Raw genomic sequence first — 14,050 nt, 5'->3', positions numbered from 1 at the left:
ACGGGGGCAGCGACGGCTGGGTGTTTCGCCGTGCGCTGCTGGCTTATCTGCTGCTGTGGTCGGGTATCTGGTTATCTGGCTATCGCTTCCTGGACGATCGCGGGCGCAGCCTTTGGGGTATGTTGGGCTGGGAGGACAACGGTCGCCCTCTAACAACACTGGTCATGCGCCTGCTGACCCGGGATGGGCAGCTGCTGGATGTCACCCCGTTGCCGCAGCTGCTGGCCATCGGCCTGATGGCGCTGACGCTGGTAATCGTACGCCGCCAGCTGCAGGCGCCGGCGCGCTGGAGCTGGTTGGCCTGCGCGCTGCCGCTGTTCGCCACGCCGCTGTTTATCGAGAACATGGCCTTTCGCTTCGATGCGTTTTCCATGAGTCTGGCGATGCTGGGTGCGATGCTGGCCGCCGGCGCGCTCTGGTCGCCGCGTGCCTATCTCGGTATTGGCATTGCGGCTGGCTGGCTGCTGGCGGTGTTCATGCTCTACCAGCCGGCGGTCAATATCTTCCTGGCGATGTGCTGTCTGCAGGGCGCCCTGGCGGCGCGGCAATCCGGGCCTGCCCGGCTTTGGCATGATCTGTGGCGGGCCCTGTCGGCGCTGGTACTGGGGCTACTGCTCTACTATCCGGTAATGCAGCACTTCCTGCCTGAGGCGGGCTATAGCGCCCACCATGCCGAGCGTTTCGAGCTTGCCGCGCTGCCAGGGGGCGCCTGGCAAAACTTGCTCCTGGCCTGGCAGAAGGCCCTGGGTTGGTTGCATCCCGGGGCCTTGGTGGCGCTGGGCCTGCTGCTGGGGATGGTGCTGGTGGGAGCGCTAGGTGGCGCCACCTGGCGGCGGCGCTGGCCGGTGCTGCTGTGTCTAGTGCTCAGCCCGATCGCCCTGTTTGGTCTTATGCTGGCGCTGGTCAACCCCATTTGGCAGCCCCGGGCCTTCGTGGGGCTGGGGGGGGTGGTGGCCTGCTGGGCGCTGTTGGCCTGGCATCTGAGGCCGGGGGAACTGTGGCGGCGCCTTGCTGGGACGGTGGCGGGGGCCTATTGCGCCACGGTGCTGCTGCAGGCCTGGCTATTTGGCAGCTTGGCGGGTGAGCTGCAGCGCCATGAGGAGTGGCTGCTGCGCGATATCGCCGATCGCGTCAATACCCAGTATCTGCAGAACGGCCGTGACCGGCTGGTTGTCGAGGGCAACTGGGTCTGGCCGCCCGTGGCGGAACGCATACGCCCGCTGGACCCGCTGATGCGTACCTTGCTGCCTCGGGGGCTGCAAGAGGGTGACTACTGGAACGAGCCGGCGCTGGACCTGCGGGGCCTGTTCGAGGAGGTGGTGGTCACGACCCCCCAGGCTTCGCCGCCGGGGGCGGTGGAGGCCCTGCTGCACCAGTCGCGCTATTACCGGTTGTGGTGGGATGGTGAGCAGCTGGTGCTGAGTCTTCAGGGGTAGTCGGTGCGAAATACCCATTGCCTGGCCACCAGGTAGGTGATGGCGGCGGTGGTTAGCGTAGCGAAGGTAATGGCCGCGAGGGGAGCGGCGTCGAGTCCGAGCCCTGCCAGCAGCAGCAGGTTATTCCCTAGGTAGCCGCCAAGCGACATGGCAATGAAGTGGGGCAGCCGGGCGCGACGCTGGAAGGTGACCCGCTGGTGACCCACCAGAGAGACGCTGAAGGCGCAGAGGTAGGCGACTAGGTTGATCGCCAGTACCGGCAGCGGCGCACCGCTCAGCAGCAGCGCGGTGGCAACGCCAAGATGGGTCAGGGTGGCCGCGCCGCCTACTGCAAGAAAGCGCAGCAGGCGCCACAGCTCGGCGACGCTGCGCACAATCAGGGTTCTCCGTCTTGGCGGGGCGGACTGGTCTCGGCGATCAGGTAGAGCGGACGGCGCTTGCTCTCGGTGACCAGTCGGCCCAGGTATTCGCCGAGAATGCCGATGGAGAGCAGCTGCATGCCGCCGAAGAACAGCACGGTGGTCATCAGCGAGGCATAGCCCGGTACGTCTCGGCCCAGCAGCAGTACCTTGGTGATGATTACCAGTATATAGCCGAACGCCAGCAGCGCGACGACCCCACCCAGATAGCTCCAGACTCTCAGCGGCAGCGTGCTGAAGCTAAAGATGCCATCCAGGGCAAAATTCCATAGCTTCCAATAGCGAAACTTGCTGCTGCCCACCTGGCGTGCCGGACGATGGTAGGGCACGCCCAGCTGGTGAAAGCCGGCCCAGGCGTAGAGCCCCTTCATGAAGCGGTTGCGCTCCGGCAGCTGCCGCAGCGCGTCGACCACCTGGCGGTCGAGCAGGCGAAAGTCGCCGGCATTGGGTGGAATCGGCGTGTCGCTGACCCGGTTGAAGATCCGATAAAACCAGCCCGCCGTCTGGCGCTTGGTGGCGCTGTCGGCACGGCGCGTCTGCCGCACGCCGTAGACCATGTCGTAGCCCTCTACTCGCCAGTGGTAGAGGAACTTGGCGATAAGCTCGGGAGGGTCCTGCAGGTCCACATCGATAAGTATCACGGCATCGCCGCGGGCGTGCTCGATACCCGCGCTGAGCGCCGCTTCCTTGCCGAAGTTGCGGCTGAAGGCCAGGTAGCGGATACGCGGATCGCTGGCGGCCAGCTCCCGAAGCTTGCTCAGGGTGCTATCCCGGGAGCCGTCATCGACGAACAGGATCTCCAGTTCCGGCGCCTGCTTTTCCAGCATTGGTAGCGTGGCGCTCAGAAAAGGCTCAAGCGCTTCTGCCTCATCGTATACCGGTACCACCAGAGATAAGCGCCAGCGGCTTGACCTTGCGTGCATGCTGCTTCCTATTTGCGTCATCGGTGATGCCCGGTGCGTTACTGCAGGCCGGCCGTGCTCAGCCGCCGCTAGACGTCATGGCTCGGCGCTGGCAAGTTCGCTGGCACGGCGGCGGGAGAACTCGAAGCCGAAGTGCAGTGCCGCCGCGGCCAGCAGCGTGGCCCCGGCAAATTCCAGCGACTCTTCCACCAGAAAATCCATCAGCCAGAAGTAGTGGCTGTGTCCGCCGACCTCAGTGATTTTCAGGCTGTCGCCCAGCAGCGTGTGGTGGACCCACTGGCCGATGCTGTCGTACCAGTCGTAGCGGAAGGCCGAGCCGCCGGCCGCCAGGCCGTAGAAGGCGAAGCCACCCAGCAGATAGAGCCGCGTACGAGGCAGGCTCAGAATGCTGCGCCCGAACAGCAGCAGGGCGGAGAGTGGCACGCAGGCCAGTACAAAGAAGTAAGTCAGTTCCACATACTTAGAAGATTTTCCGCCGATGAAGTGATAGGCGGTGCTGCGCATCCAGTGGCGCATGTTGCCGGCATCCTCAATCAGCATCAGCATCAGGGCGATGCCCATCAGTAGCCAGAACAGAGCGGCTCTGCGCTCCGGCGTGCCGGCGGCAGCGACGGGAGAGAGCCTGCCGTAGTGCGTAAAGGCAACGCCTGCCGCCAGCGCCAGGGTCAGCCACTGAAGGATCTCGATCGGCGCGCCCTCGCTGAATAGCATGACCCAGACCCAGGAGCGGGTGGTGTTGCGGTCGATCATGCGGTCGTAAAGGCTGTCGCCAGCGCCGAAAAGATTGAGCATGTCTACGCCTATCACGGCCAGCCAGGCGGCAGCCAGTAGGCCAAAGCCGATCAGTAGCTGGCGCGGGGCGGCTGAGCGAGTAGGAATAGAATGTGGCGACATTTCGGGCCATCCATGGATCTGAAAACAAAATGCCATTGTAGTGACATTTAACGGCCATATCGAGGCGGAGACTCCCTGTCACCGGTGACCACGTGGCGCTGTGGCGGCGAGGATTCAAAGTTCCACCAGGTGTCCGGCGAACTCGATGGGGCCGGTTGGCTGCCCGGTGGGCGAGCCGCCCGGGGGCTCCAGTGAGATGGCGAACAGCTGGTTGCCCTCCAGGGCGATGCCTTCCAGGGCAATCTCCAGCGGCCGGCCCGGCTCGATCAGTCCCAGCGAGACCGGCTCGTTCCAGGCCTCCAGCTGGGTCCAGAGCTCCAGGGCGCGGTCTTCGGGCAGCTCGTAGCCGGCCAGCGGAAACAGCCTGACCTGGCTGGCGCTGCTGGCCTGAGCCACCCAGCCGGCGGTGGCTTCTTCCGTGCCCATCAGCACCACCATATAGCGCGGCTGCGCTTCGACCCGGACTTCCACCGGCACCTCCACGGGCACTTCTATTCGCTGCGGCGGGGGCTCGGTGACCATGACGGTGACCAGCGCCGCCAGCCCGGCGCCCGCCAGGCTGCGCCACAGGGTGAGGCTCTGCCACATCCTGCCCGAGCGGCGGGGGGGGCGCGCCAGCCGACCTTCCTGCGCCTCCCGCGCCTGGCGCTTCGTCGGGGGCGGCGCTGTCGCCTCGCGCGCCTCCGGGGGAGAGGGCGACGACGTGACGGATCCGGCGGCCTGCGCGCTGCGTTGCTCTTCGTCGAGCGCCGTCAGGCTGCGCTGGATACGCGGCCAAAGCCGCTCCGAGGGCGTGAGCGACGGTGCCAGCGCCGTATAGGGGTGAAAGCGTTCCTCCCAGCGGCCGACGGCCTGCCGCAGCGCCGGGTCGACTGCCAGGCGCGCCTCGACGCCACGGCGCTGCGTTTCATCCAGCAGGCCCAGCACATACTCGCCAGCGAGGATGTCCGGATCTTTGGGTAGGTCATGCGGGCTCACGACATGCACTCCCGCAGCCGTTCGAGGCTGCGCCTGATCCAGGCCTTGACCGTACCCAGCGGGGTGTCGGTGTGGGTGGCGATTTCCGCATGGCTGTAGCCGTTGACGTAGGCATGCAGCAGGCAGGCGCGGCGTTCGGGCTCGAGCTGCGCCAGGCAGTGATCCATGCGCGCGCCGACCTGCCAGTCGGCCACGTCCTGGGGCCCGGTACTCTCCAGTGGCTCGACCTGATGTGGGTCGTCGGTGACGACCTCCCTGCGGCGGTCGCGTATCGCATTGAGGGCGAGGTGCCGGGCCACGCTGAAGATCCAGGCGCGCGCCGACCCGCGGCTGCGGTCATAGGTACTGGCTCGTCGCCAGATGTTGAGACAGGCATCATGCACAATGTCCTCTGCCATGCTGCGGTCGCGCACGATGCGCTGCACCACGCCGAGCAGGCGGCCACCCTCATGCAGATAGATGGCATGGAGGGCCTGCTGATCACCGCGGGCACAGGCCTCGAGAGCGGCCGCATGGTCAAATTCCTCGCGTTCCCGTGTCACTTGGCTGTCTCTGGCGTGGAGGTGGTGGCGCTTGGCCGGTCAGCCTCGAACTTTGCCATGCCGCAGCGACGGCGGTCACGCAGACGACGGCGGCAGAAAGAGAGTAGCGACAAAAAGACTACACAGGGATACGGAAAGTGGATGCGTTTCACGAGAGCCGGCTGCCCCTGCAAAGTGCGATGAACAAAAAAAATCCTGTACAGCTGCATCCAGGCTCGCTGGCGCTGTGTAAGGCATGTATGACTGCCCAAGGCGTCTGCTGGTAACGGGTAGTCATTTTCCCTGACAGCTCAAAGAGAAGGTGCGACATGGATATGCTGAACAAGGCCGCGCAAGCCATCCCGGTGGACCTGCTGGGCCCCACGGTCGTCAATCTGACGCCCTCCGAGTTGCTCTCCGTGGAACAGGCCGGCGACGATCTGCTGCTGCAGCTGGTTAATGGCGACGCCATCAGCGTGGAGCGTTTTTTCGCCCAGGGGGCGGAGCAGCCGATACTGTGGCTGGTGGATGAGCAGGATGAGCTGGTGCAGTTGAATCTTGCCAGCACCCCGCAGGGTGAGCTGCAGGCGGACTTCATGCCCCTGGGTGAGAGCGCCGCCCTGGGTGATGCGGCCATCGACGTGACCCAGGGCCTGGAACCCGCCTTCGGCAGCAGCGCTGGCGGTGCCGAGCGTGGCGGCCATTGCCGAGATCATCGACGGCCTGCTGGCCGAGCAGGATGAGGCGGGCCCCGGCGAGGCGGCGCATGTGCCAGGCCTTACCAAACAGCGCGTAAAGCATCGCCCAATCGGGCGGTGATACAAGCGCGCACCGCGAAGCGGTGCTCAATGGATACTGCCTCAAAACCCTGATATCTTTCCAGTATGATAAAACGTGCCTACAAAGAACGGTTCTATCCCACCCCCGAGCAGGCGGTGCTGCTGGCGCAGTCGTTCGGATGTACCCGTTTTGTCTGGAACAATACGCTGGCCTATCGCACCGAGGCCTATCAGCAGCGGGGCGAGCCGGTGTCGCACGCCGCCGCAGAAAAGCGCCTGGTCGCGCTCAAGGCCGACTATCCCTGGTTGAAGGATGTCTCCAGCGTGATCCTGCAGCAGACGCTGCGCGATCAAAAGGCGGCCTTCGACAATTTCTTCAACCCCAAACTCAAGGCGCGCTATCCGCGCTTCAAGCGCAAGGACGGCCGGCAGTCGATCCGGCTGACCAAGGCGGCATTTCGCTATTGCGATGGCGAGATCACCATCGCCAAGACCACGGCGCCGCTGCCGATCCGCTGGAGCCGTCCGCTGCCCAGCGAACCCTCCAGCATCACGATCTCGCGGGATCGTGCCGGCCGCTATTTCATCAGCTGCCTGTGCGAGTTCGAGCCGGAGACGCTGCCGGTCACGCCGAAGAGGGTAGGCATCGATCTCGGCCTGACCGACCTGTTCATCACCAGCGAGGGCATGAAGTCGGGCAACCCGCGTCATCTCAAGCGCTATGAGGCCAAGCTGGCCTATCTGCAACGCCGGTTGTCGAAAAAGCAGAAAGGCTCGCGCAACCGCCACAAGCTGCGCCAGAAAGTGGCGCGGCTACATGCCAGGATCGCGGACTGCCGCCGCGATGCGATCCACAAGGCGACCCGCACGCTGATTAACGAAAACCAAGTGCTGTGTGTCGAGTCGCTCAATATCGTGGGCATGCTCAAGAACCGTTCCTTGGCCAAGGCCATCAGCGATGCCGGCTGGGGTGAATTCTTGCGCCAGCTTGAGTACAAGGCCAACTGGGCGGGCCGGCAGCTGGTGAAAGTCAGCCAGTGGCTGCCGAGCAGTAAGCGGTGCCACGGCTGTGGGCACCAAGTTGAGAAACTGCCGCTATCGCAACGCCATTGGCACTGCGAGGGCTGCGGCCAAGCCATCGACCGTGATATCAACGCGGCCAGAAATATCCGAACCGCCGGGCTGGCGGGGTTAGCCTGTGGAGCGACTGGAGCGGGGGGCCGTGGCCTAGCCACGGCCTAGTGAAGGCGTGTCGAAGCAGGAAGGTTCTGGGGGTGACCTCAGAACTCTCGCCCAAAGCGCGAAGCGCGGCGGGCGGGGAGTGTCAGCTTCGGCTTTATCGACACCGATGCCTCGGTGAGTGCCGATTTGAGCGATAGCACCAATGCCACTCAGATCAACGTGGCGCTGGCGGCGTCCGGGCTTGCGCCGATGATCGCGGGCGCCACCGACAACAACGCCGACGGTGCGGCCGGCCTGAACCTCGACGCCAACGGTGCCGAGCTGGATACGCTGGCCATCGACGCCAGCGGCGATGCCTCGCGCTTCAATTTCGCGGTGGCCAACAATGGTGCCGTGATCGACACTACCATATCAGCACCACGGCCAGCGGCCAGGGGGGCAATTTCTTCCTGGCGGCAGACGCTGATGTCGTGACCGACTTCAGCGTTGCCGACGGCGACCTGCTCGCCTTTTCGGGCCTGGACGCCTCGCACAGCGCTGATGGCGGTCCCCTCTTCGGCTCAGGCGATACCTATCTGGTGGGCGGTGAGGCAGCCAACTTTGCCGAGGCGCGCTTGATCGCCAGCCAGGGGCTGGAAGACAGCGGCGTCTTCTTCGTGGCAGCCGAGGTGGACGGTAGCACCTTCATCTTCGCCCAGGAGGGCGACAGCGCGGGCACCATCGGGCAGGTGGTCAAGCTCAAGGACGTGGGTCTGGATGAGCTGGACGCCAATGGCACCTTCATCGCCGGTGAGGTGGACCTCGACGATGAGGCGCTCATGCTGCTGAGCGACGATGACGCCCTGATCATGGAAGGCGAGCAGGAGGATGGCATGGCGGAAATGCCCCAGGAAGCCTCTGCCGGCGACATGGTCGGCATGACGGAGATCATGGCGATGCCCACCATGGAGGAGATCCATGCGGTGATGTAGCCCAGGCCATGGGCCATTTCGGTACGGCACTTTCCGAGGTGGCGAGCAGCCTGTAGGAAAGCTGACATGGCAGTGACATAATGCCGCCCCCCTTGGGGTAAGCGTGCTGGTGAGGGCATCGATGTCATTGTCTGTGATTGGGTCGCTGGGGCTGTTCGTCCTGGGCTGTGCCATCTGGTCGCCTCGCCGGCGCTGGCCGGCGGGGCTTGTCGCGTTGCTGGGGCTGCTGCTGGCGCTGTTGTCCAGTATTCATCTGATATCGGACTGGTTTACCGGGCAGGGTATCGATGAGTCGGTGCTCTACCATCTGTCGGTGGGCCTGGCCGGTGCAGGCTTTGCTGAGTACCTGAGCGTCATGGGGCTGGCGGTCATCCTGCTGCTGTTGAGCACCCTGTTCGGATGGGGTATGTGGCGGCTACTGCGTCTTAGCCCCTTGCCGCTCTCGACCTGGTGGGGTCTGGCCACGCCGCCGCTGCTGCTGTCCGCCTGGGTCATTCATCCGGGCAGCCAGGCCCTGATGACGGTGGGGCACCAATATGTGCTGGCCTCGCCGACCGGGGAGCTGCCGGAGGGCTATGTGCGGCCCTCGACCCCGGTGCTGGCCAAGGGCACTGCACAGCCCAAGAACCTGGTGCTGATCTATGCGGAGTCCCTGGAGCGGACCTATTTCGATGAAGAACTCTTCCCGGAGCTGCTGCCGAGGCTGAATGGTCGCCAGCAACAGGGCTTGAACTTCACCGGCATCGACCAGCTGCCTGGGATGGGGTGGACGGTCGCCGGTATGGTAGGCAGCCAGTGCGGTGTGCCCCTGGGTCGCTCTCCGGGCTGGACGGGGGAGGGTGCCCGCAGCGAGTTTCTGCCTCTGGCTGTCTGCCTGGGTGACCTGCTCGCCGATGCCGGTTATACCCTTCACTATATGGGCGGCGCCGAGAGTGGCTTTGCCGGCAAGGGAAGCTTCTATCGCACCCACGGCTACTCTCGAATTGAGGGGTTGGAAGAGCTGCGCCAAAGGCTGGACGATCCGGCCGACGTAAATGCCTGGGGGCTCTACGACGATGCTTTGCTGCCCATGGTGGCCGAGCGCTTCGATGAGCTCGCTGAGCGCGATGTGCCCTTCGTACTGACCACCCTGACGCTGGATACCCACCACCCGGAGGGCCATGTGTCGGCGTCGTGCCGGGAAATGCCCTATGGCGATGGCAGTAATCCTATCCTGCAGGCGGTGCACTGCAGCGATTGGCTGCTGGACGAGCTGGTCGAGCATATCCTTAACTCGCCCCATGCCGAGGATACCCTGGTGGTGTTGATGTCGGACCATATGGCGATGCGTAACACGGTGAGTGGCGTGCTGGATCAACATCCTCGGCGCAACCTTTTCCTGATACTCGGCGCGGATGTCGCTCCTCGCCAGGTGGCGCGTCATGGCTCACAGCTGGATATCGCCCCCACCGTGCTGTCGTTGATGGGGTTCGATATTCCGGCCTTGGGGTTGGGCAGGGACCTGCTGGGTGAAGAGGTGAACTTCCATGAGCAGCACCGGGGCTCTCACGATGCCCTGCGGGCGCTCTACCCCAGCTTGGGCAGTCTTTGGGCCTACCCAGACCTGTCTCATGGCCTGCATGTCGACTCTCAACAGCAGCAGGTCATGGTCGGTTCACGACATTTCGATTATCCCGTGTTGTTGCAGGTGGCGCCCGATGGTAAGCGGGTGGTGGGGGTGCTGCAGCAAGGGGGCTTTCGTCAGGCGTTGACCCAGCTGCCTGATGAGACGGGCTTTGTCTGGATCGATGCTTGCCGTCGAAACGCCCTTCTCTCCGGTGGGGCCGGTGCCATCTGCCTGGTTACTCGGGCTGCCGGTGAAGCCCTGGGGTGGCAGCGACAGCTGACGAGTCACTTGACACAGGTGCCCGCGGGAGAGCTCTGGTCGGATGAGTCCGGTGAGCCGTTGCCGGAGGTGGAGGAGCTGTTAAGGCGCCTCGAAACAGGCGGAAGTCTGCATGAGCATAGCGAGGGTGAGGGCCGCTGGCGGGTCGCCATTGCCAACCCCGGTATGGCGTTTATCCGCTGGCAGGGTGTGTCCGGGGCGGCCCAGTTCAGTGCAAGGCAGCGCTGGGAGGAATGGTTTGGCGATGCGGCATTCTCTCCCGAATTCGATCTGGCGGTAGTGGCTGACTCTGCCGTGCCGGCCTTTCGCAGCGCCTGGGTGGCTGCTGCCGTGGTAGGTGAGGATGTCATCGGCGAACGGCTATCGCCAGGGGACACGGTGGATAGCGTCGCCCGGCTTGCCTTCTGGAGAGAGGGAGTGGGGGCTGTTGACCTGCGTGCTACCGGTGGCTTTTTACCCGAGAATTCGTCGCGCTTCATTCGCGTTGGGGATGAAACCCTGCTGGCACCTGAGCGTGGGCTGGGCGTGGTTGTGCTGGACGCGCAGGGCGAGCAGCTGTTCGGTATGACCTACGATACCTATGCTAGCGAAACTGAAAGCAATGCTTTGGCGGAGCGGTTGGACGCGCTTCCGGGCGGGTATACCGTGCTGTTAGCCAGCGGCGATGAGTTTACCCGTGCCATGACCCCCGCACTCTGGCATGCGCTCGGCAGGCTGGGCTTTGCCCTCGAGGCGCGATAGGGGGGGGGCAACACCTAGCTTGTTGTTCTCTACCCCGGGCGCGCAGTCACTCCCTGGATCCAGTATGCTGAACTCAGGGCCCGGGTAAGCTGGGCAGGTCTGCTGGCAAAGGAGCGCAACACCATGTCGACACTCACTTTCCAGGGCGCGGTGAAGGAAGTCACCGGCTCTCGCTACCTGATCGAGGTGGACGGCGACGGCAGCCCGAAGAAGCTGCTGCTGGAGTGCGGGCTCCACCAGGGCGGCAGCGATGCCGATGAAGCCAACGCCAAGCCCTTCGGCAGGCTGGCCCAGGAGCTGGATGCGGTGGTGCTCTCTCATGGTCATCTGGACCATGCCGGCCTGCTCCCTAAGCTGGTGCGCGAGGGCTTCAGCGGCCCGGTCCACTGCACCCGGGGCACCCGCGACCTGCTGGAGATCATGCTTCAGGATGCCGCCTTCATCATGGCCAAGGATGTGGAGTGGGAGAACAAGTGGCGCAAGCGCAACGACAAGCCGCTGGTCGAGCCGCTCTATGACCTGGATGACGTGGCGCGTACCCTGTCGCTCTGCGAGTCCCATCCCTACGGCCAGCCGGTGGACCTGCCCGGCGGCGCCCGCCTGGTGTTCCGGGACGCCGGCCATATTCTCGGCTCCGCCATCGTCGAGCTGACGATCCCCTCCGGCGGCCAGCAGAAGCGGCTGGTCTTTTCCGGCGACCTTGGCAACCCCAGCTCGGTGCTGATGAAGGACCCCGAGAAGCTCTACGAGGCCGACGTGGTGCTGATGGAGAGCACCTACGGCGACCGCGACCATCGTCCCCTGGACGAGACCCTGGAGGAGTTCGCCCGGGTGCTGGAGGAGGCCCACGAGGCGGGGGGCAACGTGCTGATTCCCTCCTTTGCGGTGGGGCGTAGCCAGGAGATCCTCTACCACCTGAGCGTGCTCTACCACGAGGGGCGCCTGCGCCAGCAGATGGTCTTCCTCGACAGCCCCATGGCGATCAAGGTCACCGAGCTCTACCACCGGGCGCGCAAGGCGCTGGACGCCGAGGACCTCAAGGTGCTCAATATCGCCGCCAGCGGCGATACCAGCCAGTACCTGCCGATCCTGCGCATGACCCGTAGCGTGGAGGAGTCCATGGCCATCAACCGCATCCACGGCGGGGCCATCATCATCGCCGGGGCCGGCATGTGCACCGGCGGGCGCATCATCCACCACTTCCGCTACAACCTGGAGAAGCCCAATACCCGCCTGGTGATCGTCGGCTTCCAGGCCGCCGGCACCCTGGGCCGGCAGATCGTCGACGGCGCCGAGCGGGTGCGGGTGCTGGGCCACGACCTGGCGGTCAAGGCGAAGGTTCACACCATCGGCGGCTTTTCGGCCCACGCCGGCCAGACCGACATGATCGGCTGGGCTGGGGCCTTCCGCAACGCTCCCCGCTTCTACCTGGTGCACGGCGAGCCCGAGACCCAGGAGGCCTTCAAGGCCGCCCTGGCCGAGAGCGGCATCGAGGCCGAGATTCCCTCCTACGGCGACCGCATCGAGCTGTAGGCCCGTCCCGGCAGGCGCGCCCTCTTGTTGCCGGTGGTAGGACCCCGGTGCCAATCTACTCGCCGGCCGCCTCGAGCAGGGCGGCCGCCTCCTCATGTTCCCCCTCCCGGGCCAGGTGCAGCGGGGTGGTGCCGTCATCGGCGCTGTGGTTGGCATCCGCCCCGTGGTCCAGCAGCAGCGCCACCAGCGCCGGGTGGCCGTTGCGAGCGGCCCAGGTCAGGCTCGACCAGCCGGCCTCGCTCTCTACCGCATCGATTCGGGCGCCGTGCTCCAGCAGCGCTCGGCTGGTCGCCTCCCTGCCGTTGACCACGGCGACCATGAGGGCCGTATAGCCCGCCTCGTCGCGATGCTCGGGGTCCGCGCCGCGCGCCAGCAGCGTCTCGAGCAGGTCGAGGTGGCCGCCCGCGGCGGCCTTCATCAGCGCCGTCCAGCCGCAGCCGTCGCTCTCGTCCACGGCGGTGCCGCGGTCCAGCATGGCCATGACCGTCTCGAACTCGCCGCGCTCGGCGGCCAGGGTCAGCGGGGTGCGCCCGAGGGCGTCGAGGGGCGGTGTGGATGGCGCCATCAGCCGCGGCGTCATCAGGATGGCGGCCACCACCAGCAGCGGCAGCAGCAGGCCGGTCAGCAGGGGGTAGCGGCGATAGGGCAGGGTGAGCCAGTGCCAGAGCGTCGACATCAGAAGTGACCCTGAAATGGTGTGGTAAGTCGACCCATGATGAGGGCTCAAGGGCCCGGGGAGAGTGTGGCATCTTGTCCCGGGCTGTCGCCTTGAAGGCCTTTCTTGATGCAGGTCAAGGTGCGACCTGGTGTCTCATGCAAAAGCTGACGCTATGGACTAGGCTTCCTCGAATATGATAAAGGTTATTAGTATATAGGGTTCGGTTATCAGGGCTCGGTTATCGAGTTCGGTTATCAAGATAGAGACGCCGGCCGGCGGATCGACCCCGGAACTTTTCCTCCCCGGGCGTCCGGCTGCACATCGTCGGACGCCCGGGCAACCACACGCTTATCCGACAACCCGCAAAAGGTGAACCCATGAGCTTCAAGACAACCCTGACCCTGGCCGCTGCGGCCACCGCCATCGGCCTCTCCGGTGCTGCCCTCGCCGACAGCCATGGCCACGACGACTATGCCGACAAGGCGCTGTTCATCGTGACCAGCGACTCCCTGCAGACCCAGGGAATGGCCATGATCCTGGCCAATGCCATGCGTGAGCAGGGCACCACCCCGCATATCCTGCTCTGCGACGCCGCCGGCGAGCTGGGCGTGGAGGGCTACGAGAGCGAGACCGAGCTGGGCCCGCGGGGCGTCAAGCCTGAAGGCCTCATGCAGATGATGATGGGCGAGGGCGCCAGCGTGGACGTCTGCGCCATCTTCCTGCCCAATACCGAGTACGGTGAGGATGACCTGCGCGAGGGCGTGGGCGTAGCCGCGCCGGGCCCCATCGCCGAGATGATGCGCGACCCCAATATCCCGACCTTCAGCTTCTGAATCCACCGACCTTCGAGGTGACACCATGAAGAGCAACGTGGGCGGCATCGACAAGATTGCCCGTATCGTGGTCGGCGCCCTGCTGATCCTGCTGGCGCTGACCGGCGCCATCGGCGCCTGGGGCTGGATCGGCGTGCTGCCGCTGGCCACCGGCCTGTTCAACTTCTGCCCGGCCTACAGCCTGTTCGGCATCAACACCTGCAAGCTGAAGAAGTAGCCCCAGGGCACCTCTCTCACATGACGTTTCTTTCGCCCCTGGCTATCGGCCGGGGGCTTTTTCGTTAGGGGGCTTGCGGC

Annotated in this window: 15 protein-coding genes; 9 read left to right on the top strand and 6 right to left on the bottom strand. The window is 65.0% G+C overall.

The genetic code is table 11. From position 1 onward, the window contains the following. The first annotated feature begins 20 nt into the window (after positions 1-20). A complete protein-coding gene (locus NHL60_RS13970; protein WP_253444572.1) occupies positions 21-1,436 on the top strand; it encodes a glucosyltransferase domain-containing protein in 1,416 nt (471 codons plus the stop codon). On the opposite strand, the gene NHL60_RS13965 is transcribed toward NHL60_RS13970, so the two are convergent. From NHL60_RS13965 to NHL60_RS13945, 5 genes are all read right to left on the bottom strand, one after another. Beyond that, complete coding sequence (locus tag NHL60_RS13965) at positions 1,427-1,810, bottom strand: GtrA family protein (RefSeq protein WP_253444569.1); 384 nt, start codon at positions 1,808-1,810, stop codon at positions 1,427-1,429. The genes NHL60_RS13970 and NHL60_RS13965 overlap by 10 nt on opposite strands. Before the next feature lie 2 nt (positions 1,811-1,812). Further along, positions 1,813-2,778 (bottom strand): glycosyltransferase family 2 protein, encoded by a 966-nt coding sequence (locus NHL60_RS13960; protein ID WP_253444566.1) that lies wholly within the window; start codon positions 2,776-2,778, stop codon positions 1,813-1,815. A gap of 75 nt (positions 2,779-2,853) precedes the next feature. Further along, positions 2,854-3,570 carry a hypothetical protein gene (locus NHL60_RS13955; protein WP_253444564.1) on the bottom strand — a complete coding sequence of 239 codons (717 nt, stop codon included), beginning with the start codon at positions 3,568-3,570 and terminating at the stop codon, positions 2,854-2,856. Between the two features lie 216 nt (positions 3,571-3,786). Next, positions 3,787-4,650, bottom strand: coding sequence for an anti-sigma factor (locus NHL60_RS13950; protein WP_253444561.1), 864 nt, complete (start codon positions 4,648-4,650; stop codon positions 3,787-3,789). Further along, positions 4,647-5,192: a sigma-70 family RNA polymerase sigma factor gene (locus tag NHL60_RS13945; RefSeq protein ID WP_253444558.1), complete on the bottom strand. Its 546-nt coding sequence runs from the start codon at positions 5,190-5,192 to the stop codon at positions 4,647-4,649. Before NHL60_RS13945 ends, NHL60_RS13950 begins: the two co-directional genes overlap by 4 nt. A 308-nt stretch (positions 5,193-5,500) precedes the next feature. Here NHL60_RS13945 and NHL60_RS13940 point away from each other — a divergent pair, with 308 nt between their 5' ends. The 6 genes from NHL60_RS13940 to NHL60_RS13915 all read left to right on the top strand — a co-directional run bounded on the left by NHL60_RS13940 (position 5,501) and on the right by NHL60_RS13915 (position 12,262). Next, positions 5,501-5,914 carry a hypothetical protein gene (locus NHL60_RS13940; RefSeq protein ID WP_253444555.1) on the top strand — a complete coding sequence of 138 codons (414 nt, stop codon included), beginning with the start codon at positions 5,501-5,503 and terminating at the stop codon, positions 5,912-5,914. Positions 5,915-6,055: 141 nt separating this feature from the next. Then, positions 6,056-7,192, top strand: a complete 1,137-nt coding sequence (locus tag NHL60_RS13935) for a transposase (protein WP_253444552.1) — start codon at positions 6,056-6,058, stop codon at positions 7,190-7,192. A 126-nt stretch (positions 7,193-7,318) separates the two neighbouring features. After that, on the top strand, positions 7,319-7,606 hold the full coding sequence (locus NHL60_RS13930) for a hypothetical protein (protein WP_253444549.1): 288 nt from the start codon (positions 7,319-7,321) through the stop codon (positions 7,604-7,606). Next, a complete protein-coding gene (locus tag NHL60_RS13925) occupies positions 7,603-8,103 on the top strand; it encodes a hypothetical protein (protein WP_253444547.1) in 501 nt (166 codons plus the stop codon). Before NHL60_RS13930 ends, NHL60_RS13925 begins: the two co-directional genes overlap by 4 nt. Positions 8,104-8,224: 121 nt before the next feature. Then, the gene (locus NHL60_RS13920; RefSeq protein ID WP_253444544.1) at positions 8,225-10,729 is read left to right on the top strand and encodes a sulfatase-like hydrolase/transferase; all 2,505 of its coding nucleotides are present in this window, start codon (positions 8,225-8,227) and stop codon (positions 10,727-10,729) included. Positions 10,730-10,852: 123 nt separating this feature from the next. Next, positions 10,853-12,262: an MBL fold metallo-hydrolase RNA specificity domain-containing protein gene (locus NHL60_RS13915; protein ID WP_253444541.1), complete on the top strand. Its 1,410-nt coding sequence runs from the start codon at positions 10,853-10,855 to the stop codon at positions 12,260-12,262. 55 nt (positions 12,263-12,317) lie between these two features. On the opposite strand, the gene NHL60_RS13910 is transcribed toward NHL60_RS13915, so the two are convergent. Continuing rightward, on the bottom strand, positions 12,318-12,938 hold the full coding sequence (locus tag NHL60_RS13910; RefSeq protein WP_253444538.1) for an ankyrin repeat domain-containing protein: 621 nt from the start codon (positions 12,936-12,938) through the stop codon (positions 12,318-12,320). A 359-nt stretch (positions 12,939-13,297) separates the two neighbouring features. On the opposite strand from NHL60_RS13910, the gene NHL60_RS13905 reads away from it, so the two are divergent. Beyond that, positions 13,298-13,753 carry a hypothetical protein gene (locus NHL60_RS13905; protein WP_253444535.1) on the top strand — a complete coding sequence of 152 codons (456 nt, stop codon included), beginning with the start codon at positions 13,298-13,300 and terminating at the stop codon, positions 13,751-13,753. A 25-nt stretch (positions 13,754-13,778) separates the two neighbouring features. Then, on the top strand, positions 13,779-13,970 hold the full coding sequence (locus NHL60_RS13900) for a DUF2892 domain-containing protein (protein WP_253444532.1): 192 nt from the start codon (positions 13,779-13,781) through the stop codon (positions 13,968-13,970). Positions 13,971-14,050 lie beyond the last annotated feature (80 nt).

Origin of the sequence: Halomonas sp. Y3 (genome assembly GCF_024137965.1) — a bacterium.
In the GTDB taxonomy this organism is placed as follows: Bacteria; Pseudomonadota; Gammaproteobacteria; order Pseudomonadales; family Halomonadaceae; genus Halomonas; species Halomonas mongoliensis.
The sequence above is the reverse complement of the archived record's forward strand: the minus strand, read 5'-3'. Positions and strand labels throughout refer to the sequence as shown.

What these genes read in the sequence shown, in the direction of transcription:
- NHL60_RS13920 (WP_253444544.1), top strand. Translation starts at nt 8,225, where the DNA reads ATGTCATTGTCTGTGATTGGGTCGCTGGGGCTGTTCGTCCTGGGCTGT.
- NHL60_RS13940 (WP_253444555.1), top strand. Translation starts at nt 5,501, where the DNA reads ATGGATATGCTGAACAAGGCCGCGCAAGCCATCCCGGTGGACCTGCTG.
- NHL60_RS13915 (WP_253444541.1), top strand. Translation starts at nt 10,853, where the DNA reads ATGTCGACACTCACTTTCCAGGGCGCGGTGAAGGAAGTCACCGGCTCT.
- NHL60_RS13935 (WP_253444552.1), top strand. Translation starts at nt 6,056, where the DNA reads ATGATAAAACGTGCCTACAAAGAACGGTTCTATCCCACCCCCGAGCAG.
- NHL60_RS13900 (WP_253444532.1), top strand. Translation starts at nt 13,779, where the DNA reads ATGAAGAGCAACGTGGGCGGCATCGACAAGATTGCCCGTATCGTGGTC.
- NHL60_RS13910 (WP_253444538.1), bottom strand. Translation starts at nt 12,938, where the DNA reads ATGTCGACGCTCTGGCACTGGCTCACCCTGCCCTATCGCCGCTACCCC.
- NHL60_RS13960 (WP_253444566.1), bottom strand. Translation starts at nt 2,778, where the DNA reads ATGCACGCAAGGTCAAGCCGCTGGCGCTTATCTCTGGTGGTACCGGTA.
- NHL60_RS13905 (WP_253444535.1), top strand. Translation starts at nt 13,298, where the DNA reads ATGAGCTTCAAGACAACCCTGACCCTGGCCGCTGCGGCCACCGCCATC.
- NHL60_RS13955 (WP_253444564.1), bottom strand. Translation starts at nt 3,570, where the DNA reads ATGCTCAATCTTTTCGGCGCTGGCGACAGCCTTTACGACCGCATGATC.